Genomic DNA, 23986 nt, shown 5'->3' on the forward strand with positions numbered 1-23986 from the left:
GCACGGCTTTGATCTCAGAGTGCACGCGTCGGCAACGGCCCGCTGAGCCCTGTGGTCTACCCGCCGGTTGTGGAAAACTCCCTCACCCGATCGAGGCCCCACCAGGGTCCCGACCAGGGCCCGGACCAGGGCCCGGACCAGGACCCGGACCAGGACCCGGACCAGGACCAGGACCACAACCCAGACCAGGGCCCAGCCGCCCTCCGTTCACCCCACCGACGCCCCCATCACCCGCACGTACTGCTCCCGCACCTCCAGGTACCGCAACAGCTCCGCCGCCACCGGATCGAGCACCCGCGCCCGCCCGCACCCGGCGGCCGCCTCCCGCAGTCTTCGTTCCGCGTCCAGGCCGTAGCGCCGCGCCGGTCCCCGCGCCGCCATCCGGCTCGCCCACTCCACGCACGGGCCGCCCACGATGCCGACCAGCATCAGCAGCACCGGCACCCCCAGGTTCGGCGAGGCGACCCCGATGATCTGCGCCACCAGCCAGAGCCCGCCCAGGACTTGGAGCATCGTCATCGCCGCCTGCGCGAACACCGCGACCGGCCACCACCCGGGCCGCGGCGGCCGCCCCCTCGGCACCCCGGCCTTCGCCGTCAGCTCGTCAAGCGCCTCCGGCAGCCCCTCCGCCCCGCGCACGGCCGCCTCCCGCACGGCCTGCCCCCAGGGCGTGGGCAGCCCCGACGCCGCCTCGTCGGCCACCGTGCGCACGGCGTGCTCGACGCGCTGGCGAGCCGTGGCCTGCTCGTCCGCCGGGGGGTCAGGCACCGGCCAGCCGACGTACTGCGGCGAGCGCTGGGCCTCGTACCAACGCCAAAGGCGCAGCCACGGCGTGCCGCACGCCTTGCCCGCGTTGCGCCGCCAGGCCCGTTCCGCCGCCTGCCCGGCCGCCGCCGCGCCCACCGCGTCCGCGAGCCGGTCGGCGAACTCGTCGCGCGCCTCCTCGCTGAGCCCGATGCGCTGTGCGCCCCGCCCGCCGGAAGGACCGCCCGCGTACACCGGCCACAGCCGGTCGGCCGCGGCGTCCAGGTCGGCCTCGATCCGCCGGGCCGCGGCCCTGCGCTCCTGGGTGAACTGGCCGAGGGACTCGCGTAGTTCGCCGATCCCGTCGCCGGTCAGGGCGGACAGCGCGAGCACGGTGGCGCCGGGTTCGCCGTGCTCGCCGAGTGCGATGCCGTCCTCGTCGAGCAGCCGCCGCAGATCGTCGAGCACCTGGTCGGCGGCCTCGCCCGGCAGCCGGTCCACCTGGTTGAGCACGACGAAGGTGACCTCCGCGTGGCCCGCCATGGGCCGCAGATAGCGCTCGTGCAGCATCGCGTCGGCGTACTTCTCGGGGTCGACGACCCAGATGACCGCGTCGACGAGCCCGAGGATCCGGTCCACGTGCTCGCGGTGCTCGGCGACCGCCGAGTCGTGGTCCGGCAGGTCGATCAGCACGAGCCCCTGCAGCGTCTTCGTGTCGGGCCCCTGGAGCGGGCGCCTGCGCAGCCGCCCCGGGATGCCGAGCCGGTCGAGGAGCGCCGCGGCTCCGTCGGTCCAGCTGCAGCCGATGGGCGCCGCGGTGGTCGGCCTGCGCACCCCGGCCTCCGAGATCGTCACCCCGGCAAGGGCGTTGAACAGCGTCGACTTGCCGCTGCCGGTGGCACCCGCGATGGCGACGACGGTGTGCCGGTCGGAGAGCCTGCGCCGGGCCGCCGCCTCGTCGAGCACCCTGCCCGCCTCGGCGAGGGTGGCGCTGTCGAGGCGGGTGCGGGAGAGCCCGACGAGTTCCCGCAGGGCGTCGAGACGGGCGCGCAGGGGTCCTTCGTACGCGGTCGAGGTCACGGAGGCCTGAGCCGCGGAGGAGCTAGTTCCGGAAGCCGTGTCAGCCGGGACGTACCCCTCGGCGGCACTGTCCGCCCCCGGGCCGGGGCCACGACGGGCGATGAGCCCGTCATCCCACACACCTTCGGAGCCGCGACCCGCGTCCCCCGAAGCCCCCGAACCCTCCGAAGTCCCCGAAGTCCCCGAAGTCCCCGAATCCTCCGGCCCTTCTTCGGAACGCTCATCGTGTTCGGTGTGATCCGTGACGGCGGTCACCGCGGTCACCTCTCCTTCTGCAGTACGGACAGCGCGGCGATCAGGTCGGCCTGGGGTTCGGGGTTCACGTCCAGGGCGTCGAGGGGGGCGAGGCGTCGCTCCCGTTCCGCGCCGAGGACGGTGTCGAGGTAGCCGGTGAGCAGGCGCCCGCCCCGGTCCCGCAGCCGGAGCGCGCCATGGGCGCCGATCCGCTCGGCGAGCGTCTCGCCCGCCGACCGCGCGCGGCGCCCGCCGAGCAGGGCCGTGGCGAGCAGGGCGGCGACCGACTCGGGGTCGGGGACGAGGTTCCTCTCGAGCCTGTCGAGCCCGCGGACCTCGTCCTCGGCGTACTCCTCCAGGACGCGCCGCCAGCGCCGCACCGCCATGCCGATGCGGTGCTCGGCGCTCTCGGCGTCCCGGTCGCGGTCCATGAGCCCGGGGGCCGCGGCGGCCGGCTCGCGCCGCCACGCGTCGTCGATCCGCTCGTCGGCGGCGGTCACCGCGCACAGCAGCAGCGCCTCCAGGCTCTCGCCGACGGAGTCGAGGAGCTCGCCGGCACCGCAGTCCAGGGGGTAGCTGCGCCACCGCTTCAGGGCGCCCCCGGCGAGCACGGCGCCGTCCTGCAACCGCCCCCGCACGCGCGCGTGCTCGCTCTCGTACGCCTCGTCGACGGCGGAGGTGAGCCGCAGGGCGGCCGCGTACTGCGCGGCGACGGCTGCGGCGAGCTCCGGCAGCCGTACGTCGAGGGACTGGATGACGCCGCGCGCGGTCCGTGCGATCGCCTGCGTACGGGCCGTGGGCTCCTGCGCCCGGTGGGTGAGCCAGGCCCGCAGGGACGCGACTGCGGTGACGGGGAGCAGCCCGCCGCCGCCCGCGGACTCGGGCAGCTCGGGCACGGTGAACCGCGGCACGTCGCCCAGGCCGGCTTTGGTGAGCAGCGCCGCGTACTGCCGCGACACCTCGGTCACCAACTGGTGAGGCACCCGGTCGAGGACGGTGACGAGGGTGGCGTCGTGCTCCTTGGCGGTACGCAGCAGATGCCAGGGCACTGCGTCGGCGTACCGGGACGCGGTCGTCACCATGACCCACACATCGGCCGCGGAGATCAGCTCGGCGGCCAGGATCCGGTTCTCGGAGATGAGCGAGTCGATGTCGGGCGCGTCGAGGAGCGCGAGCCCCTTGGGCAGGGTCTCCACGGTCTCGATGCGCAGCGCGCGCTCGCCGTCCTCTCCGAGCGGCGCGAGGAGATCGTCGGCGTCACCGTCCGCCTCCTCCTCTCCGTCGGCGGCTTCCGGCCGGGGCACCCACACGCGCGTGAGGTCGGGCAGTACGCGCATCCCGGCGAACCAGTGGTGGTCCTCCGGATGGCATACGAGGACGGGCGTGCGGGTGGTCGGCCGCAGCACCCCCGCCTCACTGACCCGGCGCCCGACCAGAGAGTTCAGGAGGGTCGATTTCCCCGCCCCGGTGGACCCACCGATCACCGCGAGCAGCGGTGCTTCGGGGGCCCGCAACCGGGGCACCAAGTAGTCGTCGAGCTGTGCGAGTAGCTCGTCGCGGTTGGCACGCGCGCGTGGCGCCCCCGCGAGGGGGAGCGGAAAGCGTGCGGCGGCGACACGCTCGCGCAGGGCGGAGAGTGCGTCGAGCAGTTGAGGCGGTACGTCCAAGGTCACCACATGCGAAGAATGCCCAATTTTGGCGGCTTTCTGAAGCATATGAGGGTCCCTGCGCGCCGATCGGACACACGGGACGGAAGGGGCGACTGGGGCGCAGGCATAACGAGTGCACAACACCCGGGGCGCGAGACGCCAAAAGCGATGCAGGATTCGTACCTGCCTGCGATTATCAGGACCGCTTCACCGAACCTCCACATAGTGCCGCGGAGGCGAAGCACCAGGGACAAGGACCCCGGAGCCCTATCCTTGTCCCCGGCAAGGTCGCAGCTCGCCCCACCCGGGCTCCAGGCCACCGGCCACCACCCGGCCCCCGTAGCTCAGTGGATAGAGCAGGCGCCTTCTAAGCGCTTGGCCGCAGGTTCGAGTCCTGCCGGGGGCGCGCATTTATGCAGGTCAGAGGCAGTTTTGAGCCCTTCGCGAGATCACTTGCGGAGGGCCTCTTCTTTGCCTCAGCGCACATTTTGCCCCGCTTTACACCCTGCTTCTCGAGTCTAAATCCCACATACGTCCCACATCTGCGGAGCCATCCCACAGACGGGCGCCGTCCGTGTGGGCGTCACGCCTGGTCAGAGCCATTCTGGCGGTTCGTCAGGTACAGACAGAGTAGGCGCCAAAGCGGCACCTGCAGCAGCGGGGCGAACTCGGGGATCTCGTTCGCCTTCGCGCCGATCTCACGCAGGGTCGCGGTCAGCGCGTCATCGTGACGGACGGCGGTGCGTACGAACACCCGGCTGCCGTCGGCGCGGACGGCTCCGCGCAGGCACTTGCCGTCCACCGCGACCGCGTGGCGACGACGGCGCTGGCCCTGCCCGCGTGTGGCGGCCCGGTGGGCGCGGCGCTGCTCGCGCTCCGCAATGCCGTCCGGGCCCAGCGGCCCGGCCATGGGCGGTGTCAGCGCGGTGAGCCGGGCGAACCCGGGCGCCGGGGTCGACCCGGGCGAAGACGTCCCGCAAGGTCCGCTCTCCCGGCACCCGGAAGCGGCCGACGAACGGATTGAAGGGACACCCCAGCCGGGCCAGTACCGCCTGATCACAGCGGCAGGCCCACTCGGCAATCGCGACCAGGGAGTTGGCAAAGCCTCAGTATTGTGGGCATCCCGCCTACACAGGAAGAGTTCGCGATGGACGACACATCGCCAAGGGTCCCGCAGGATGAGGCAGAGCGGCCGACGACTCCCGAGTTGTCGTCGCGGTCCGCGGGCTCCTCGCCAGGCTCACCCTTGTGGTGGCCGGGGCTGTCGCAACCGTCGCAGGGCGAAAGCCGGCCGGGGGTGCGGCCGCCCGGCAGGCTCGTCTCGGCCCGCCGCAAGAAGCTGCTGTGGCTGATCGGCGGCGGTGCGGCGACAGTGACGTGCGGGATTGTCGTTGTCCTCGCCCTCAACGGCTCAGGCGGGAGCGAATCGGCCAAGAAGCCTCAGGCGAACTCCGGGCGGTTCTTCACCGACGCTCCCGATGGATGCTCGCTGATAAAGCCGACGACCATCGACGCATACGCACCCGGGGCCACCTGCACCCCGTCACCGTTCGACAGGCCGATCACACCTGGACTGACCATCCGGATGCCCTCCTGGAGCACCGGGACGAGCAGAGAGGTGAGTATCGATCTCAATCTCCGCATCGGTTCCGGCGTACTGGACACGTACAGCTCAGAAAAGGACAGTGCCGCGCACACCTTTGCGCTCGTGCGGGACAGCTACAGAACGGAAAAGGACGCCATCGCGAGTAAATTCGACGGCGATCACATCACCCTCAAAGCTTCGCACCCGCTCGCGGAAATTGGGGACGAAGCCCACTTCTACTACGGCATCTCGACCGTTCCGGAAAGCGCGGAGGCCGAAGTCGTCGTCCTCTCCGGCACCGCCGAGTTCACGGTCAGCTACTCCGCAACTCGCGAAGGCACAGGAGCGCCGGTCTCCCGGCGGGAGGCGGAAGCCGCTTTGTCGGCACTCGCCCGCGACGTACTCACATCCCTGCGTTGACCAGCGTGACCGGCGTGACGGGCACGCACGGCTCTTGCGGGACCCGCGGACACGGCCGGGCAGACGCGCATCACAGGACATCGACCGACGGTGCCGCCGGCAGGACGACGAGGACCGTCTGATCCGGTTTGAGCGCCCAGGGAATGCCGATGGCCAGATGCGAGCGCGTGGCCACGGCATACGGCGTCTGCGACGCGTAAGGGCTGTTGAAGGTGTCGGCCTGCGACGTGTTCAGTTCGTATTTCTTGGCAGCATCGCCGTTCGCCGCAGCCAGGCTGTACAGCGCGGGCGACCCCGCCCCCCGTGCCAGGATCGAGACAGCCGATCCGGCCGCCGCCAGCAGGCGCACCGAGGAGGCTCCGGCCACGGTCCTCGCCCACCGTTGTTTGCCCGTTGCCATGTCGACCGCGACGACGCCGTCCCGCTTCCCTCCGAGGGGAGTGTTCTGGCCTTTCAGCAAGTACAACGTGCTGTCGGCCATAAGGACGTTCACCGGCGGCAGACCGCCTTTGTAGAGAGCTCCGATGCTGCTGACGGCAACACCGGACAGATCCACTGCGCTCGGGGTTCCCGACCCAGCAGCCAAGGTGTAGACGCTGGACGCTGGAGAGCCGCCGCCGCAGCCGATCAAGAGGTAATCCTCATTCGCCGTCAGGAACCCCGAGATTGTGGCACTGGACACGCCCGTACAGCCGTCCAGTGCCGCGACTCGCGTGACCGAGGGCGTCGAACCCTCACGGAATGCGAGGAGTTCCCCTTGACCGTCTACGCACTGGCCGAGAGCGTAGACGACGCCCTTGAGCACCTGCGCCAGGCCGCTCAATGAGCATCCGTCGACCGTTGCGTTGATTCCGGGTTCCGCGGGCCCCGTGGACCAACGCACCTTGCCGGTGTCGACGGCCACGCTGATCAGATCAGTGCCGCCGGCGAAGGGCGCGCTCACCACTCCATCGCCGATGGAAAGGGATTCGCCGCCGGCCAGGTTCGGGAGTTCCGTCGAGCCGTGGCCTTTCAGACTGATCTCTTTGGTCCAGTTGAGCTCCCCCGAGGACGCGGAGATCGTCTGCAGCCGGTCGCACTCCTCCATGCCGACGGTGTTGTTGAACGTTCCAAAGGTGATGGCGCCGATCCCGTCGGACGTCGTGTGGCTCATGTTGCACAGAATTCCGTTGTTCCCGGGCGGCTTCCAGGACCACAACTTCGCTCCGGTATCCGGGTTGTACGCCGTCAGACCGGAAGGGGACCCGAATACCACGCGCGAGGAGGTGCTCCACATGCTCGTGAGCGCGTCGGCCTGGCGCACGGTCAGAGACCAAGGGGAGTTCGGCTTGGCGCTGGGGGTGTCCGACGTGCCCGAACCGGACCCCGAGCCGGACAACGCATAGGCAAGAAGAATGCCGCCGACGGTCAGCAGGGATACCGCTCCCGCCAGGATCCAGGCCAGGCGGGTGCGCCCGCGGGGCCTCGACGCGGAATCCGGCGGACGAACGCCGTTGCCCGCGGCGCCCTTTCCGGCAGGACTCTCCCCTTGGTCTTCTTGGTTCTCCTCCGGCAGCTGGTGGACAGGGCCTCTGCTGATCAAGTCCGCGCGTCGTTCACGCTCGTCGAGTTCGCCCCGCAGCCGGGGGGTCTGAAGGGCCTGCGGATCGATGGGCGAGAGCTTCTCGAGGAGGGCGGCCACACCCGGACGGCGCGCGGGCTCTTTGTCGAGACAAGCTGCGACGACCGGACGGAGTGAGCCCGGCAGGCATTCCAGACTCGGCTCCTCGTGCACCGTACGACGCAAGCGAGCCCTGGCATTTCCGGGGCCGAACGGGTCCGATCCCGTAGCAGCGAAAGCGAGTACACAGCCCAGCGCGAACAGATCGCTGGGCTGCCCGACCCGGGATTCCCGGGTGGCAGCGACCGGCGCGGGTGAAGGCTCCCGGACGATCTGCTCGGGCGACATGTAGCCCGGCGTGCCGATCATCGCGCCCGTGCGGGTAACGCGCGTCGTGTCCTGCGCCTTGCTGATCCCGAAGTCGATGATCTGCGGTCCCTCTCGTGTCAGTAGCACGTTGGCAGGGTGCAGATCGCGGTGGATGAGTCCGGCCTGGTGAATCGCCGCGAGCGCCTCGGCGAGGCCGGCGCCCAGTGCTCGCAGCTCGGGTTCCGTCATGCGGCCGGACCGGTCGACGAATTCTTCCAAGGAAGGAGCGGGAAAATAGCCGGTGGCCAGCCATGGCTGCTCGGCTCCGAAATCGGCATCGATCACTGGCGTGGTGCAGAACTCGCTGACGCTCTCGGCAGCCGTGACCTCTCGCCGGAATCTCTCTCGGAAGCCGGGGTCCTTCGCGTATTCCCGGTGAATGACCTTCAGGGCGACCAGCCGGAAGCCGGGCGATCTGGCCAGGTACACCCTGCCCATGCCGCCCTCGCCCAGCACCTGCAGGAGTTGGTAGGGCCCGATCACCGTCGGATCGTCACGCGACAGGGGAATCACAGCGCGCCCGCCTCACGAACCCGTACGGGCCTGGCCGCGACGCCAAAGACGGGACCATCGGGACGGAAGGCGCGGAGGCGGATTCTCGACATACAGAGGCGTCGCGACGACGAGGCGTGTCGAACGGCCCGGATGATCGGCAGTGAGCAACACCCGTGCGTGGCCTCGCATTCGGCCGCGTTCCGGGGGTGGCCAGTGTCCGGACAGGGCGTCGAAGGCACTGCACACGACACGCACGTCCAGGTCGGTCCTGTCCGGTGCCCGATCGGCCCGGGACGCGGCCTCAGGTCCGGCCTCGTCGTCCCCGGCGGCCTCAAGGTCGGCCAGGTACTGATACATGGCGTCCCGGTCGGACCCGGGACGCGAGGCGGTCACGGTGCGGTGGCGGAAGTGGCCGGCGGAACCGCACAGCAGAAGTCCCGTGGCGCTGCCCGGCCTCTCGGCAACGGCCGACGCCGTCCCGACGAACAACGCGATGCCGTCCGAAGCTTCGGCGGCTTCCGGACCCATGCCCCACCCCATCGGCAAGTCGAACGAAACCCAGTGGCCCGTCCGGACTCCCTGTGCGGCGAAGTCGACAGGACGGTGGTTCCGCTTGAGGAACCGAATCACCTTGTCAAGCTTGCGGGTCGCATCCGCCAGGCCGTCCGGCGCCGGCGTCGACGACGCGGTGGTCAGTGTGACGGAGAGTCCAGGTAGGCCAACGGCCGCCTCAGCGCTCGGCGCCCCAACGCCCCGGCCCGAAGCCACGAACATGCGCTGAAGCTTCTGCTCCGACAAGTAGACGAGCTCCCGCACATCGCCCCTCTCCCTATCAACTACCGTGTGATCAGCCACAGTTGAATCATCATCGCACAGCGGCAACGACTCATCGGGCCGACGGGCGGGATATTGAGGCGGGGCGATGAGCGAGAGCGGGTTCGGCGAAGAAGAGCCGCTTGCCGAGGGCGATCCGGTACGGGTAGGGCCTTATCTCCTGCTCAACAGGCTCGGAGCGGACGCGGCAGGCCGGTTGTACCTGGCACAGTCTCCGGGCGGCCGCCGAGTCGCCGTCAAGGTGGTTGATGCCGAGGTGGCGCGCGATCCCGCATTCCGCGCCAGGCTCCGGCGTGAGGTCGCGGCTGCTCAGCTGGTGAGCGGGGGTTTCGCCGTACCCGTCGTCGGCGCGGACACCGACGCGACAACCCCTTGGGTGGCGGCCGGCCACCTCGCCGGGCGCTCATTGAAAGAGTTGATCGCCGCGGAGGGACCACCGTCGGCCGACTCTGCGCAGCGGCTCGCGGCAGCACTGGCCGAGGCGCTCGGCGCCTTGCACCGCGCCGGGGTGCTCCACGGCGACCTCAGACCGTCCACCATCCTGGTCCGCAAGGACGGCCCGCGGTTGATCGACTTCGCGGTGCCGCGCGCACTGGCCCCGGACACGGTCCGGCTGACGGCCGAACCCCCGTACACCGCACCGGAACGGCTGCTGGGCGCGGCCCCGTCCGAGGCATCGGACATCTACGCACTCGGCGCGGTCCTCTACTTCATGGCGACGGGCAGGGCTCCGCGCGGCCGGGGCGGGGCGAGCGCACTGGACCGCCCCACGGCGCACCCCGAACCCGACCTGAGCCGGCTCGACGACGACCTCCTACGGGATTCGATCTCCGCGTGCCTGGCGACGGATCCAGCGCGACGGCCCACCGCCGAGAGCCTGTTGGTGCGTCTGCACGAGACCTTGGCCCGACCGCCCAAAGCCCCCGGACCCGACCCCGACCCCGACCCTGACCTCGGAGGGCCACCTACCTGGATTCGCCCATGGCCCCGTCTCCGCCTCCGCCTCCGCCGACCTGCCTCGGCCGTCCACCGCGGGGTCGGCGCGCTCGCCCTGTTGGCAGCGATCTGCATCGGCATTGCCCACGAGCCGGCAGACTCCGGCACGCGAAGAAACCAACCGGGCGCCTCATCGTCGCCGGGAGCCTTCTGGTCGTTGACGAAGGGCGCGGCAGGTGACTACGTAGGTCTGTGGACCACACCCTCGAGCGTGGTGCTCGGGACCACGACCGGACTGACGGCGTACGACCCTGCCACCCGGGCGAAGGTCTGGTCCTGGCTGCCCCCCAGAGGCAGCGCACTGTGCGCGATGAGCCGTCACAGTTCCGAAGGTATAGGCGCCTTGACCTACGGCACAGACGACCCGGACTACGGCCCGGAATGCGACCATCTGCAAACGATCTCACTCTCCTCCGGCACCCTGAATTGGGCCAAGGCTGTCACAGGTGTTATCAGCGGGGAAACTGGCACCTTCGGCGGGACAACCAACACTTCCCTCTCCATCGGCAACGGCACCGTAACCGCATCGCTAGCATCCACATTCGACAGCGGAACCGATCTCATCAATGTTGCGCTCCACACCGGTACCGTCAACTGGTCGACAGACTATGACGGCGACCCCATGCCCAACGAGTGCGTCCTCCTCGCCGGAAAAGTACAAGAATTTCGCGGCACTGTTTACACGCTCGGACTGTGCGATGACTACACCCGTATCAAACTGCTCGCATTCAAGGGAAGATCCCCTTCTTCGGCTTCTACGGTGGCGAACCTCTCGGGCTGCGACCCGACGGGTGATGAACCGAGTCCTGTCAACGTCAGTTCAACCGCGCAGACCATGGACTTCCTGGTCACGGGCGCCAACCACTTGCTGATCGGCTGCAGTGCGGATCTTAATGGCGACACCCTCTACACCTTGCGCGCCGACTCGGCCAAGCTCGTCCCAGTCATATCGACCGGCACTTCGAACATGCTCACAGCCGACAGCTTGAACAGCGAAATTCGCATGTTTAAAAACACCCTGTACTTTATGGTGCCCATGGACTCAAAACTGGCCACCGGCGTGGTGGCCGTGAACATGGATACGGGCAAGCAACTGTGGGCGAAGATGCTCCCCAACAGCTATACGGGGCGACTACTGACAGCCGAAGAGGTGGGCGTGAAACTCCTCGCATACGACTCGCTGAGTCCGACTGCCCTATGCACTCTGGCTGCGACAGACAGCTCGACTGTGAAGTGCAACTCACTGAACCCCGCGGACGCCGAAATCTTGGGAAAGGTTGAGTATCCAGATCCCCAGACCGTTTCGGGCGACGGCTACCTTGCCCTCGGGTTTCCCAGCACCGACTTGACCGAAGCGGACACACCAGTCTTCACCCTCATGCCACCGAATGACACATTCACCCACATAACCGCAACGATGGCTACCGTTGCCCCTCTTCGCCCTCGGTCCGCCTTGGGGCTTCTTGTCGCGGGGCTTCACACAGACCCGTTGAAAGTCCTGCACGCCCGCTAAGGGACCGGCCATATTGACCACTTGGCGGGGAACTCGATTCCTCCTTTCGAGCTCACTGGCGGCCAGGACCTTTCAGGCCGCACCGACCAGACCCCACTGCCCGTCGGGAGCGTCACTCGAGTACCGCTCGCGATCACTGCAGCAGTACGGCCGTCGAGAAGCGTGGCCAGTGCGTTCAGCACCTTGTCCACGGCGGCCGGACCCTCCCAGATGCTCATGGCGGGCGCATGGAGGGCCACCCAGTCCAGAACGACCACAACGTCCGCCGGGGCGCGGGGGCTCCGCTCGGTGTTGAACGCCCACTCCCGCAGCGCGGTCCGCACCTCGACCGGCCTAGCGCCCGCAGACCAGCGTGGGAGGAGCGCGACGGTGGTGGCCATGAAGGTCTTGGCCACGTTCTTGCGCTGATTGCCCGCGGCGTTCGGCCATCGTGCGTCGACGAACTCGCAGGCGAAGTCGTACCAGGACACCGTCTCCCCGGTGGGTTCATGTCGTTCGGGAAGACCGGTGGACTTACCGAAGGGTGTCCCGTGATGCGTCGCGGTGAGCAGCTCCGCACGGAAGCCGTCGGCGAGCCCGAAAGCCTGGAAGCTCTTGTGGAATTTCCGGCCGGCGACCGACCAGCACACCCGATACGACGCGCGCCGCCGCCCAGAGGACGTCTCGATCTGCCAGATACGGACGCCAAACGTGGTGTCCATGACCGATATCTCGATCCAGCGTCCCTCGCTGCCGAGATCCACCACCGGACCTGGGCACCGACGGACTCCATCGGCGACCTCCCTAGGTCCATGATCCACCGCCGATGGTCTTGCATCAAACACCTACAGCAATGATACTTGCATCAGAGAAAGTATCATTGAGGCAAGCTTCTGGCTCATCGCTGGGTCGGACACGGAAGGCAACACCCCCATGAACGGATTCATCGGACGCCGCACCGAGCTCGGACTCCTGGAAGACCTTCTACAGCCGGTCGCCACGGGCGGGCGCGGCGGACGACCGGGGCGAGCGGTACTGATCCGCGGGCGTCGCCGGGTCGGCAAGTCCCGCCTGGTGGAGGAGTTCCTGGAACAAGCCGAACTCCCCCACGTCTTCTTCACCGCCGTCGGCGGCTCGAGAGAGGAAGATCTGGCGGGCTTCACCACCGAGGTAGCCGCCTCCAGCCTGCCTGACGTGTCCCGCTTCGCAGACTTCACCGCCCCCAAGACCTGGGACGCGGCCCTGAGCCTGCTTGCCTCCGCCCTGCCCACGGGTACACCCAGCGTCGTAGTCCTGGACGAGATGCCCTACCTCGTACGCGAGGACCCCACCTTCGAAGGCGCCCTCCAGAAAGCCTTCGACCGGACCCTGTCCAAGCTCCCCGTACTGCTGATCCTCATCGGCTCCGACATCGCCATGATGGAAAAGCTCAACACCTACGGACGCCCCTTCTACCAACGCGGCACCGAGATGGTCGTCCCCCCACTTACCCCGTACGACGTCGCCACCATGCTCGACCTGTCGCCCGCCGACGCCTTCGACGCCTACCTCGTCACGGGCGGGCTGCCCCTCCTCCTGGAGGAATGGCCCCACGGTGCCGACCTCTGGGACTACCTGCGGCAGTCCCTGAGCCGACCCACCTCAGCCCTGCTCGTCAGCGGTGAGCGAAGCCTGGCCGCCGAGTTCCCCACCGAGGCCCAAGCCCGTACCGTCCTGGGCTCCATCGGCCACGGCGAACGCACCTTCACCCTCATCGGACGCGCCGCCGGCGACCTCAACCCCGGCTCCGTCAAACGCTCCCTCGAACTCCTCACCAACCGCCGCATGGTCGCCGCCGACCTTCCCCTGTCCACCCGGCCCAGCCGAGAGACCCGCTACCGCATCGACGACCCCTACCTGCGCTTCTGGCTCTCCTTCATCGGCCCTGGCATCCCCACCGTCGAACGCGGCCGCGGCGACCGCGTCCTGGATGCCATCCGTACCAGCTGGACATCCTGGCGCGGCCGCGCCATCGAACCCGTCATCCGAGAAGCCCTCTGGCGTCTGGCCGACGACCACCTCCCCGAAGGCACCCACACCATCGGCGGCTACTGGACCCGCACCAACGACCCTGAAATCGACCTCATCGGCGCGGACCGGTCCCCCATCGCCAAGAAGATCACCTTCGCCGGGTCCATCAAGTGGCTGGAGAGCAAACCCTTCGACCACCGAGACCTGGCCCGCCTCATCACCCACCGCAGCCAACTCCCCGGCGCCGACGACGACACCCCTCTCATCGCCGTCACCCGCAGCGGCTGCACCGCCGACGGCATCCACACCCTCACCCCGGAAGAGCTGCTTGACGCTTGGGCCTGACTCGCGCCGCGTTCACCATGCGGGGCAAGGTGCCACAGTTGCGGCACCAAGGTCATCCCACATACATCCCACAAAACTCATGACGACCCGTCAGCATCCAAGAAGCGCGCAGGTCAGGACCCGTCGACCGGTGATGGATCGGGCTTCTTCTAAGCGCTTGGCCGCAGGTTCGAGTCCTGCCGGGGGCGCACAGTCCATCCTTGTTCGGCCCTCCTGCACGGGAGTCGTACGACCTCTCACCATTCGCCGATGAAGGTGGCTCATCAACTGAAGGCTTGGGGATCGGCGACGGGAGGAGGCCGCGGGGCCCCGGGAAGTGCATGGGCCGCGCTTCGAACTGAGCTTGGTCCGAGTTCTGTACGTCCGTGACCTGCCACGAGATCTTGGTCGTCTGCGCGTCAAGGTCGGTGGTTCCGACCCGAACCGCAGGACGCCCCGCGATAGGGGCTTCAGCCGACCCGTAGACGCGCCCGCCCAGCCTCGCAAGGGTCAGCGGAACCTCCGTCCGTGAGGCAGTGGCGTCCCCGGTGATGATCAATTCATCTCGCGGGCCCTCCACATCAGAGCTACCGTGTAGTTGAAGGTATTTCCGACAGTCCACCAGCCGTTGAATGACATCCCCTCTTCCGGTGACTAGCGCACTCTTAGCTGAGCTGCCCATGGACTGCACTGCAGGGCTCCCATTGACCGCCTCCCATTCCAGCCATTTCGGAGGCTTTTGATGCGCCATCAACTAAGGAGGCGAAATGAGCGGGTTCAGGATCATCGTGGGGCACATCAAGTTTCGGTTCACGAGGGAAGGCTCGACGAGAGGTGTGGAAATTCGAGGCCTTCCGGCGTTGAACCTGCAGATCACACTGATGTCGCCCCATGATCCGGGAGGTGACATCACAGCGCAGCTGCACCGCCTGGGCGGCACCGTAGGTGGCCCCGTAAGCCTGCCAGCGGACGGAGCATCGCATGACCATATCTGGTCCAACCTAAGTCCAGGTATGTACAAAGTAGTCCTGACGACCGCTACGCCTCTCCAAGGCCAAGCCAAGACGGGCACCTATGCGCTCAGTAGTGACGCGCCAGAAGCGGAAGAGGCCCTGGCCTCCTTCGGCGGGCCCGAACTCGAAGAAGAGTAGGCAGAGAGATTTCGCGCAAGCGCTCTGCCGTGCGTGGCGTGCAGCGGATGGCCGCTCGACACAAGAAGCGGGAGGAGTCATGGCGGACGACATTACGGGCGCCATCTACGCCATCACACCGGACGGCGAACTGCGCTGATACCGCCACGACGGATGAACGGACGGCATCGCGCGATGGACCGCCGGCCAGGGGGCGGAAGTCTGATCAGCGGCGGCTGGAACATCTACCGCATCGTGTTCGGCGAAACGGCTCACTCCACCAGCGCATGTTCCGGACCGGCTGGTTAGACCCGTTGTAGATCACAATCTGCGGGATGACCCAGCTGTCATTCGGACTCTGCTGATCCGCCAGGACAACATAGGTACGGGACCTTTGGGCCGGCATGTCGGAGGCGGACAGTAGCCTCGGGCGCATGGGGATTCAGATAGATGTCGTGGTGGGTTACCCGGTCAACGATGAGGTGGAGAGGGTGCTCGGGCTGGCCGAGGCGGTCGGCGAGCCCGTCACTGTCACGTTCCTGTGGGAGGGGCGTGAAGAGGCGGAACGCGCGGTGCTGGTGCCCGCGGCCACGCTGGCGCTCTGGGAGCATTGGGCCCCCACCGCCTACCCGATGAGCGGCGCTGGGGACGAGAACCGGGCTGTGGCGGAGGAGCCGGAACTGGCCCACCCAGCGGAATTCGGCACGTTCACGCTCTTTCGTCGTCGCGCAGGAGGGCGCACGGCGGTTGCCCGCAAGGGCGTGGTCGTCGCCGAGCTACTGGACCCCGACGAGGCGCACTGGCTCGAGGAGAAGGCCCGCAATGTCCGCCAAGGCTTCATGGATCCGAAGCAGAAGGCGGCGTTCGAGGAGTTCCTTGCCCGGCAGGCGTCCCTCGATGAGCAGTGACGCGCCGATCCGCCCATCGCCGTACGACCAGTAGCGTGTCGCTCATCGAGGCAGCGGTCCGAAGAGCACGTTGCCCGGGGTGGAAGGGTCGTCGCTGGCCCATTTGCGGGCGCCGCCCCCGAAGGGGATGAGGGCCGGGTTGGGGTGGGCCGCGTCGCTCTGACCGTCCCACCTGCCGGGGAGGAAGCTGTCCGGCTCGGGATACAGATGGGGCAGGTGGTGGATGACGTAAGGGCTGTAGACGACCGTGGCCCCCACGGGAATCACGTGGCCGCCGACCGTGCTCTCCGCGGTGGCGGTACGGGTGAAGAACCAGCCCGGGGGATACAGCCGCAGCGTCTCGGTGATGACACGCCCGGTCAGCGACAGCCTGTCCAGGTCCTCGAAAGCGGCAGCCCTTCCGCACAGGACCGCGTCGACCTCCGCATGCAGTTCTTCCTCGATATCAGGGTGTCCTGCGAGCAGATGCAGCGCCCACGCCAGCGTGGCGGCGGTCGTCTCCACCGCGCCGATGAAGAAGGTCAGCATCTGGTCGACGACCTCGTCGCCGGACAGGTGCGGGACGTCATGCGCGGTGTCGGGACTGTTCGCTCCGGACAGGAGCATGGACAGCAGATCGTCCTCGACGGTGCCACGGGTGCGGTGGTCGTCGATGAGCTGGGCGAAGGCCCCGCGCAGCCGTTGCCGCGCACGGTTCCATCCACGGCTGCCGGGCAGGGGAAGCTTCTCCAGCGCCGGGGGCACCATCATCCGTTGGTAGATGCCCGGGAAGACGGCCATGAGGTCGCTGAGGACCGCGGTGACCGGGACTCTCAGAGGAAGTCCGGCGAACATCGTCCTGACGACGACGCGGGCAGCGAGCTCGTGCATCTCGGCCAGCACGTCGATGGCCTTGCCGTCGTGCCAGCGCCCGGTGGTCGTAGCGATCTCCTCGGCCATCGCCTGCGCATAGCCGGGTAGGCGGTTCGAGTGGAAGGCGGGCTGGGCCAGTCGTCGCAGCGGCCGGTGCGCGCTGTGGGGACACGTGGCCATGCCATGGCCCAACAGCAGATCACGCACACGGTCGAAGAGCATGCCGCCCTTGTCGAAGGTGCGGTCGTCGACGAGCACCTGCCGGGTCAGTTCCGGCTCGCACAGCACGTAGGCGGGGAAGGGACCGATCCGGATGCGTACGACGTCTCCGTGCGCCGGTAGCGAGGTGAGAAAGCGGAACGGATCGCGCAGCAGCGGCACGACATGCCCCAGCAGGGGAAGTCCACCCGGCGCTACGGGAGTTGAATGCTGGAGGCTCGTTGCAGCCTTCCCTGGTCGCATGGGGTTGGTGGTTCCTTCCGTAGAGAAGCGCGATTGCCTGGCACATCCCGGGCGCCCATCACACCGCCTGTGGCACACGACAGCCGCGGCTCGTGAGCCCTGAGCCCTGAGCCCTGAGCCCTGAGCCCTGAGCTCTGCCGTGTCAGTCGGGTCGCAGCAGCGGTTCGATATAGGCAGGGACGGTGACACCCGGACGGCCGGAGGAGACGTCTGTGTAGCGGCGGGTCTCGAACGACCACACCGCATTGGCGTTCATCCAGGCGCCGTAGACCTCCAGGCAGCGCCTGATTCCGAGGCGTGTGCCGGCGTCCAGGTCCGTTGCGTCCAACAGCTGGAGCATCAGGTCGCGACCCGTGATGAAGTCGCCGATGCGTGCCTGCGTCATGACCGCGGCACGGTCGACCGCTTCCTGCAGATCGCATCCGATGGCGCGTTGCAGGACCAGGGGAAGGTTGTGTACGTCGGCATGGGCGAGCTCCTTGCGCAGCGAGACGATGTCGTTGTGCCAGCAGACGACATCGTTCGCCGCGAGCCGCGGATGCTGGAACTCGCGCAGCCGGTACCACTCGGAAGGGATTTCGGTGCCTTCGATGGGCTCGGCGAGGTCGAAGACGATGTTCATGGCACCCGACTCGCGCCGGTGCGCGATGAAGCCGAGCACGTCGAGGGGGACGGCGGCCGCCCGCCGCGATGCCTCACTCACCGAAGTACGCGCGTACTGAAGGAAGTTGTGCCGGAACCGGGCGCTCCAGGCATCCGACATGCCCACGCAGGCACGCCTCAGAAGATCGTCGAGGGCCCGTGCAGCGGGGCTCACCACTGCCTCAGGAGGCAGCTTGCCCTCGATCAACGCCTCCACGTGCGCGGCTCGTGCCAGCCACAGTTCAGGATCACGCCCATAGGGGCCCTCATCGCCCTGGTCGTCGAAGAGGAAGAGCCAAGCGGCCGTGTCGGCGCCGAGTTGGAGTCCCTCCGCCCTTGCGGTGGGGTAGGAACGCGCGGCGAGCAACGCGGGATTCACGGCCTTGAAGCTGTGCAACTCCGCCTGAACGGCAAGATCCTTCCCGTCACCACAGACCTCACCCGTGGGTGCACTCCAACGTGGTATCCACTGAGCGCGTGTGCGCCAAGAACGGGCAAGCGGTCGTGCCGGGAACAGCCGGTCCGGTCGGCACGGTTGCACAGACCAAGACATATTTCTGCAGGAGGAATGATTCATGACTGACCGGCCCTTGACGCTCATGGCCGTACACGCCCACCCCGACGACGAGGCCACCGGAACCGGAGGGATCCTCGCGCGGTACGCGGCGGAAGGCATCCGTACGGTTCTCGTGACGTGTACCGACGGCGGTTGCGGTGACGGACCGGAGGGTGTCAAGCCGGGCGATCCCGGGCACGATCCGGCGGCCGTCGCCTTGATGCGCCGTCAAGAACTCCAGGAGAGCTGTGACGTCTTGCAGGTCAGCGATCTGGAGCTGCTGGACTATGCCGACTCCGGGATGATGGGCTGGCCGAGCAACGACGCCCCCGGGTCCTTCTGGCAGACCCCCGTGGAGGAAGGCGCCGCCCGGCTCGCGGAACTCATGCGGCACTACCGGCCCGATGTGGTCGTCACCTACGACGAGAACGGCTTCTACGGCCACCCCGACCACATCCAGGCCCACCGCATCACGATGGCGGCGCTGGAGATGACCGACCTGACACCGAAGGTGTACTGGACGACGATGCCCCGCTCGGGGATGCAACGGTTCGGGGAGCTCATGCGCGAGTTTCATCCGGACATGCCGGAGCCGGATCCGGCCGAGGCCGCCGCGATGGCCGAGATCGGCCTCCCCGACGACGAGATCACCACGTGGGTGGACACCACCGCGTTCAGTGGCCAGAAGTTCGACGCGCTGGCCGCGCACGCCAGTCAGGGCGAGAACATCTTCTTCCTCAAGATGGGCAAGGAGAGGTTCGGCGCGTTGATGGGCGTGGAGACCTTCGTACGCGTCAAGGACGCCACCGGCGCGGCCGCACCCGAGAACGATCTCTTCGCCGGACTGCGCTGATCCGCCCACCCGGCCACTACCCAGCAGGCCCTCACTCCGGTAGCCGCAGTTCTCCGTACGCCCCCGCCGGGACGGCGGGCGCGTCGGGCGGGATCGCCGGCACGCGCGCGTACCCCGCGCCCTGCGCCGGACGCCCGTCCGCCTCGCCCTTGTTGGGCCAGAGGGACATCGCGCGCTCGGCCTGCGCCGTGATCGTGAGGGACGGGTTCACGCCGAGGTTCGCGGAGACCGCGGCGCCGTCGACGACGGAGATGCCGGGGTGGCCGTAGAGGCGGTGGTAGGGGTCGATGACGCCCGTTTCCGCCGAGTCGCCGATCGGGCAGCCGCCCAGGAAGTGCGCGGTCAGGGGCTTGTTGAGCAGTTCGCCGAGGTTGGTCCCGGCAAAGCCGTTGATGCGCTCGGCGACCAGGCCCGCCGCCTCCCAGCCCTCCGGGATGTGCACCGGGTTGGGCGCCCCGTGGCCCTGCTCGGCCGTGAGGAGGCGGCGGCGTCCCAGGCGGGTGGTCAGGGAGTTGTCGTGGGTCTGCATGACCAGGCCGATGATGGTCCGCTCCGACCAGCGGTGTGTGGAGGCGACGCGGGCCACGAGCACCGGGTGGGAGAGGAAGGCGAGGACGGCGGCCAGCGGTTTGGGGAGGTTCTGGCGGTACTGCGGGACGCAGATCAGCGCCATCAGGTTGGAGCCTTTGCCGTAACGGACGTTCTCGATGTGCGTGGTGGGGCTCGGGTGGATGGAGGACGTGATCGCGACGCCCCGGGTGAAGTCCAGGGGGCGGCCCGCGCCGTGCTTCTTGCGGTAGCGGCGCGGGAACGTCACCGCGCCCACCAGGGCCTCGGAGTTGGTGCGGGTCAGGCCGCCGAGCCGTGGGGAGAGGCGGGGCAGCGTGCCCTCGTCCTTCATGCGGTGCAGCAGGGTCTGGGTGCCGTACGTCCCCGCGGCGAGGACGATGTGGCGGGCGCGCAGGACGGTGCGGGGGCCTCTGCGCCGCCGGTCGGTGGGGACGGTCGCCACCTCGTGGCCCCCGGCGGTCTCGCGTACGGAGACCACCGTCGTCATCGCGCGGACCTCCGCGCCCGCCCGCTCGGCCAGGTGGAGATAGTTCTCGGTCAGGGTGTTCTTCGCGCCCACCCTGCAGCCGGTCATGCACGAGCCGCACTCCGTGCAGGGCGTCCGCGCGGGCCCCGCGCCACCGAAGTACGGATCGGGAACTTCCGCACCCGGTCCGCCCGTTGAACGACTGGTGCCGGTGGCGCCACCGGCACCGCCATCGCCATAGCCGCCGCCAGCACCCCCGCTGCCGCCATCAGCACCCCCGATGTCGCGGTCGTCGCCGCCCGCGTCCGCCCCATCACCGAAGAACACCCCCACAGGCGTCAGCCGGAAGGTGTCCGCCACACCCATCCGCTCCGCCGCCGCCCGCAGATGCTCGTCCGCCTCGGTCGTGGTCGGGTTCTGGCGTACGCCGAGCATGCGCCGGGCCTGGTCGTAGTGCGGGGCGAGTTCCGCCCGCCAGTCCGTGATGCCCGCCCACTGCTTGTCCTCGAAGAAGGCGGGCGGCGGCACGTAGAGCGTGTTCGCGTAGTTCAGCGAACCGCCGCCCACACCCGCGCCCGCGAGGACCATGACGTTACGGAGGAGATGGATGCGCTGGATGCCGTAGAGACCGAGGGCCGGCGCCCACAGGTAGTTCCGCAGGTCCCAGGAGTTCCGGGGCAGTGATGCGCGGGCGAAGCGGCGCCCCGCCTCCAGGACACCGACCCGGTAGCCCTTCTCGGTCAGCCGCAGTGCGGCGACCGATCCGCCGAACCCCGACCCCACCACCAGCACATCGAAGTCGTACGCCTCCTGAGAATCCCCTGCCCGAGAATCCCCTGCCGCCTCACGCACCGTAAAGCGCCTCGATCTCGCCCGCGTACGCCCTCGCCACCGCGTGCCGTTTGATCTTCAGGGAGGGTGTCAGCAGCCCGTTGTCCTCGGTGAACTCGCCCTCGACGATGACGAACTTCCGGACGGACTCGGCCCGTGAGACCGCCGAGTTGGCGTAGTCCACGGCCTTCTGGACCTCCGCGATCATCTTCGGGTCGCGGCACAGTTCGGCGAGCGGGGTGTCCTTGGGGCGTTTGCGGACGGCGAGCCAGTGCTCGACGGCCTCCGGGTCCAGCGTGATGACCGCGGCGACGTACGAACGGTTGTCGCCGACGACGATGCACTGGCCGACCGGCGCCCGGCTGCGCAACCGGTCCTCCAGGATCGCCGGGGAGACGTTCTTGCCGCCGGAGGTGACGATGAGGTCCTTCTTGCGCCCCGTGATCGTGAGGTAGCCGTCGCCGTCGAGCGCCCCGAGGTCACCGGTCGCGAACCACTCGTCCCGCAGCACGGCGTCCGTGGCGGCCGGGTTGTTCCAGTACGAGCCGAAGACGATGCCGCCCTTGATGAGCACCTCCCCGTCGTCCGCGATGCGTATCGCGGTGCCGGGCACCGGCAGACCCACCGTGCCGGGGCGGGGCTTCAGCGGCGGCGTGATGGTCGCGGCGGCGGTGGTCTCCGTCAGGCCGTACCCCTCGTAGATGACGATCCCGGCGGCGTAGAAGAAGAGGTTGAGGCGGCGGTCGAGCGGGGAGCCGCCGCTGATCGCGTAGCGCAGCCTGCCGCCGACCTCCTTGCGGATGCGCCGGTAGACGAGCAACTCGTACAGCGCCCAGCCCAGGTAGAGCCCGGCGGAAGGACCGGGAGGCCCCTTCTTGTCGAGGAACCTGCCCTTGTCGAGGAACCTGCCCTTGTCGAGGAACCTGCCCTTGTCGAGGAACTTGTTCAGATACGCCTCGCCGAACCGCACCGCGATTCCCTCGGCCCGGTCGAAGGACGCGGCGCGCCCGATCTTCTCGGCGGTCGCGCGCCCCGTGTCGTGGATCTTCTCGAAGAGATACGGGACGCCGACGATGAACGTGGGCCTGAAGGACCGGAGTTCGGGGCGGAGTTCGTCCGGCTTGATGCTCGGGCAGTGGCCGAGTTCGATGCGGGCGAGCATGCAGGCGATCTGGATGGTGCGGCCCAGGATGTGGGCGAGCGGCAGGAAGAGGAGCGTCGAGGCGACCTGGCCGGTGATCGCCTTGAAGACGGGGTGCAGGAGGTCGACGGTGTTCGCGGCCTCGGCGTGCAGATTGCCGTGGGTGAGGACGCAGCCCTTGGGCTTGCCCGTGGTGCCCGAGGTGTAGCAGATGGTGGCGATGGAGTCCGGGGTGAGGGCGGACCGCCGCTTGGTCACCTCCTCGTCGGACAACTCACGGCCGTCCTGCGCGAGTTGGAGCACCGCTCCGTCGTCGATGCACAGGACGCGCGGCGGTTCGACAAGGTCGCCGAGGTCGGCAGGGTCGGCGAGGTTGTCGAGGTCGGCAGGGTCGGCGAGGTTGTCGAGGTCGGCGAGGTCCGCGACCGCCGCCTCGGCCGTCGCCACGTTCTCCGGGGTCTCCGCGATCAGGAACCGCGCGCCCGAGTCCCGTACGATCCACTCGATCTGCTCGGCCGCCGATGTCGCGTACACGGGCACGCTCTGGCCGCCCGCCGCCCAGATCGCGAAGTCGAGGACGGCCCACTCGTACCGGGTACGTGACATCAGCGCGACCCGCCCGCCCGGCTCGAGCCCCGCGGCGATCAACCCCTTGGCGACGGCGGTGACTTCACGCGCGAAGGCCGCCGCGGTGACCGGCCGCCACTGGTCGCCCTGCTTGCGGCGCAGGACGACGGCGTCGGGCGCCTCGGCGGCGTTGGTGAAGGGGATGTCGGCGGTGCTGCCCGCGGTGGCCCCGGCCGCTAGCGGGGCGACGCTCGCCTCGCGCACGGTTCCGTGCTCGTCCCGGACGATGTCGACGGTGATGCGCTCCGCCAGCTCACTGTGGCGTTGTGCCCGTTTCAGATCCTTGCGTACGCCCATGACGGCTCCCGGCTCCGGCTACCAGCTGACGTGCAGAGGTGATGCGGTGCATGCGTACTTACCGGGAGGTCAACTTACTCAAGCGTAGGGAAAGTTCAATGGTGCGGACAGCGAAGAACTGGTACGGACAGCGAAAGAAATCGGCGAGGTGCGTCCGCCGGGGGCTCATTCCCCCGCCGGCACCCACACCATGTTCATCAGCCGCAGCGTGACCCCCTCCGGGGACTGGTCCGGGTGGCTGCCCATCCAGTCGGTCAGCGAGTCCGCCGCACCGACCAGCGCGTGGGCGACGAAGTCCGCGTCCTCGTCGGAGAGCTGGGCCCCCGGCGCGCCGCCGCCGCTCTCCGTGATGCCGTCCCAGACCAGGCCCGCGACCTGCGTCATCACCGCCCTGCGGGCGTCGGCGACGGCGGCCGCGATCGCCTCGCTCAGCTCCGATGCCTGACGGTGCAGCACGACCCAGCTGTCGCGGTGCTCGGCGACGAAGCCGAAGAACGCCGAAAGGCCCGCGTGCAGCCGCAGTTCGGGCGCCGCGCCCCCGGCCCGCGCGGCCCCCTGGAAGGCGGCGACGAGGCGGTCGGCCTCACGGCGCAGGCAGGCGAGGAAGAGCCCTTCCTTGGAGTCGAGGTAGAGATACACCATCGGCTTGGAGATTCCGGCAAGTTCGGCGATCTCGTCCACGGACGCGGCGTGATAGCCACGCTTGGCGAAGACCCGCACCGCCACATCGATGATCTGCTGCTCGCGCTCCTTGCGCGGAACGCGCCGCCGACGCCCCTCGGAACTCCTCTTCACCGTCACCCTTGCCAGCCTCTCAGG

The 23986-nt window shown here is 68.6% G+C and carries 17 protein-coding genes and 1 tRNA gene; 7 read left to right on the forward strand and 11 right to left on the reverse strand.

Features of this window, described 5'->3' with window-relative positions; all coding sequences use genetic code 11:
• Window positions 1-207: 207 nt before the first annotated feature.
• Complete coding sequence (locus tag E2651_RS09830) at window positions 208-1824, reverse strand: YfjP family GTPase (RefSeq protein ID WP_348541619.1); 1617 nt, start codon at window positions 1822-1824, stop codon at window positions 208-210.
• A gap of 260 nt (window positions 1825-2084) precedes the next feature.
• Window positions 2085-3734, reverse strand: coding sequence for a dynamin family protein (locus E2651_RS09835; RefSeq protein ID WP_135330687.1), 1650 nt, complete (start codon window positions 3732-3734; stop codon window positions 2085-2087).
• Window positions 3735-4040: 306 nt separating this feature from the next.
• On the opposite strand from E2651_RS09835, the gene E2651_RS09840 reads away from it, so the two are divergent.
• Window positions 4041-4113, forward strand: a tRNA-Arg gene (locus E2651_RS09840).
• A 177-nt stretch (window positions 4114-4290) separates the two neighbouring features.
• Here E2651_RS09840 and E2651_RS44615 read toward each other — a convergent pair.
• On the reverse strand, window positions 4291-4617 hold the full coding sequence (locus tag E2651_RS44615) for a hypothetical protein (protein WP_209446107.1): 327 nt from the start codon (window positions 4615-4617) through the stop codon (window positions 4291-4293).
• Between the two features lie 237 nt (window positions 4618-4854).
• Here E2651_RS44615 and E2651_RS09850 point away from each other — a divergent pair, with 237 nt between their 5' ends.
• Window positions 4855-5712, forward strand: a complete 858-nt coding sequence (locus E2651_RS09850) for a hypothetical protein (protein WP_135330667.1) — start codon at window positions 4855-4857, stop codon at window positions 5710-5712.
• A 70-nt stretch (window positions 5713-5782) separates the two neighbouring features.
• Here E2651_RS09850 and E2651_RS09855 read toward each other — a convergent pair whose 3' ends face one another.
• On the reverse strand, window positions 5783-8194 hold the full coding sequence (locus E2651_RS09855) for a protein kinase (RefSeq protein WP_135330668.1): 2412 nt from the start codon (window positions 8192-8194) through the stop codon (window positions 5783-5785).
• Between the two features lie 12 nt (window positions 8195-8206).
• Window positions 8207-8992, reverse strand: a complete 786-nt coding sequence (locus tag E2651_RS43875) for an SAVMC3_10250 family protein (RefSeq protein WP_167828751.1) — start codon at window positions 8990-8992, stop codon at window positions 8207-8209.
• Window positions 8993-9098: 106 nt separating this feature from the next.
• Between E2651_RS43875 and E2651_RS09860 the strand changes: the two genes are divergently transcribed.
• The gene (locus E2651_RS09860) at window positions 9099-11519 is read left to right on the forward strand and encodes a serine/threonine-protein kinase (protein WP_135330669.1); all 2421 of its coding nucleotides are present in this window, start codon (window positions 9099-9101) and stop codon (window positions 11517-11519) included.
• Here the strand turns inward: E2651_RS09860 and E2651_RS09865 are convergent.
• A complete protein-coding gene (locus tag E2651_RS09865) occupies window positions 11516-12262 on the reverse strand; it encodes a hypothetical protein (RefSeq protein WP_135330670.1) in 747 nt (248 codons plus the stop codon). The genes E2651_RS09860 and E2651_RS09865 overlap by 4 nt on opposite strands.
• Window positions 12263-12431: 169 nt before the next feature.
• Between E2651_RS09865 and E2651_RS09870 the strand changes: the two genes are divergently transcribed.
• The 3 genes from E2651_RS09870 to E2651_RS09880 all read left to right on the forward strand — a co-directional run bounded on the left by E2651_RS09870 (window position 12432) and on the right by E2651_RS09880 (window position 15870).
• Window positions 12432-13853 carry a DUF234 domain-containing protein gene (locus E2651_RS09870; RefSeq protein ID WP_135330671.1) on the forward strand — a complete coding sequence of 474 codons (1422 nt, stop codon included), beginning with the start codon at window positions 12432-12434 and terminating at the stop codon, window positions 13851-13853.
• Between the two features lie 746 nt (window positions 13854-14599).
• On the forward strand, window positions 14600-14983 hold the full coding sequence (locus E2651_RS09875; RefSeq protein WP_135330672.1) for a hypothetical protein: 384 nt from the start codon (window positions 14600-14602) through the stop codon (window positions 14981-14983).
• Between the two features lie 413 nt (window positions 14984-15396).
• Window positions 15397-15870: a hypothetical protein gene (locus tag E2651_RS09880; protein ID WP_135330673.1), complete on the forward strand. Its 474-nt coding sequence runs from the start codon at window positions 15397-15399 to the stop codon at window positions 15868-15870.
• A 42-nt stretch (window positions 15871-15912) separates the two neighbouring features.
• Here E2651_RS09880 and E2651_RS09885 read toward each other — a convergent pair whose 3' ends face one another.
• On the reverse strand, window positions 15913-17184 hold the full coding sequence (locus E2651_RS09885) for a cytochrome P450 (protein ID WP_167828752.1): 1272 nt from the start codon (window positions 17182-17184) through the stop codon (window positions 15913-15915).
• Between the two features lie 142 nt (window positions 17185-17326).
• On the reverse strand, window positions 17327-18205 hold the full coding sequence (locus E2651_RS09890) for a hypothetical protein (protein WP_135330675.1): 879 nt from the start codon (window positions 18203-18205) through the stop codon (window positions 17327-17329).
• 196 nt (window positions 18206-18401) lie between these two features.
• Here E2651_RS09890 and E2651_RS09895 point away from each other — a divergent pair, with 196 nt between their 5' ends.
• Window positions 18402-19235, forward strand: coding sequence for a PIG-L family deacetylase (locus tag E2651_RS09895; RefSeq protein ID WP_135330676.1), 834 nt, complete (start codon window positions 18402-18404; stop codon window positions 19233-19235).
• 31 nt (window positions 19236-19266) lie between these two features.
• On the opposite strand, the gene E2651_RS09900 is transcribed toward E2651_RS09895, so the two are convergent.
• The 3 genes from E2651_RS09900 to E2651_RS09910 form a co-directional block, all read right to left on the reverse strand.
• Window positions 19267-21123: a GMC family oxidoreductase gene (locus E2651_RS09900; protein ID WP_135330677.1), complete on the reverse strand. Its 1857-nt coding sequence runs from the start codon at window positions 21121-21123 to the stop codon at window positions 19267-19269.
• A complete protein-coding gene (locus E2651_RS09905) occupies window positions 21116-23167 on the reverse strand; it encodes an AMP-dependent synthetase/ligase (protein ID WP_135330678.1) in 2052 nt (683 codons plus the stop codon). Before E2651_RS09905 ends, E2651_RS09900 begins: the two co-directional genes overlap by 8 nt.
• Before the next feature lie 165 nt (window positions 23168-23332).
• Window positions 23333-23968 (reverse strand): TetR/AcrR family transcriptional regulator, encoded by a 636-nt coding sequence (locus E2651_RS09910; protein WP_245238713.1) that lies wholly within the window; start codon window positions 23966-23968, stop codon window positions 23333-23335.
• Window positions 23969-23986: the final 18 nt, after the last annotated feature.

It is taken from the genome of Streptomyces sp. MZ04, from assembly GCF_004684775.1.
Taxonomy (GTDB): domain Bacteria; phylum Actinomycetota; class Actinomycetes; order Streptomycetales; family Streptomycetaceae; genus Streptomyces.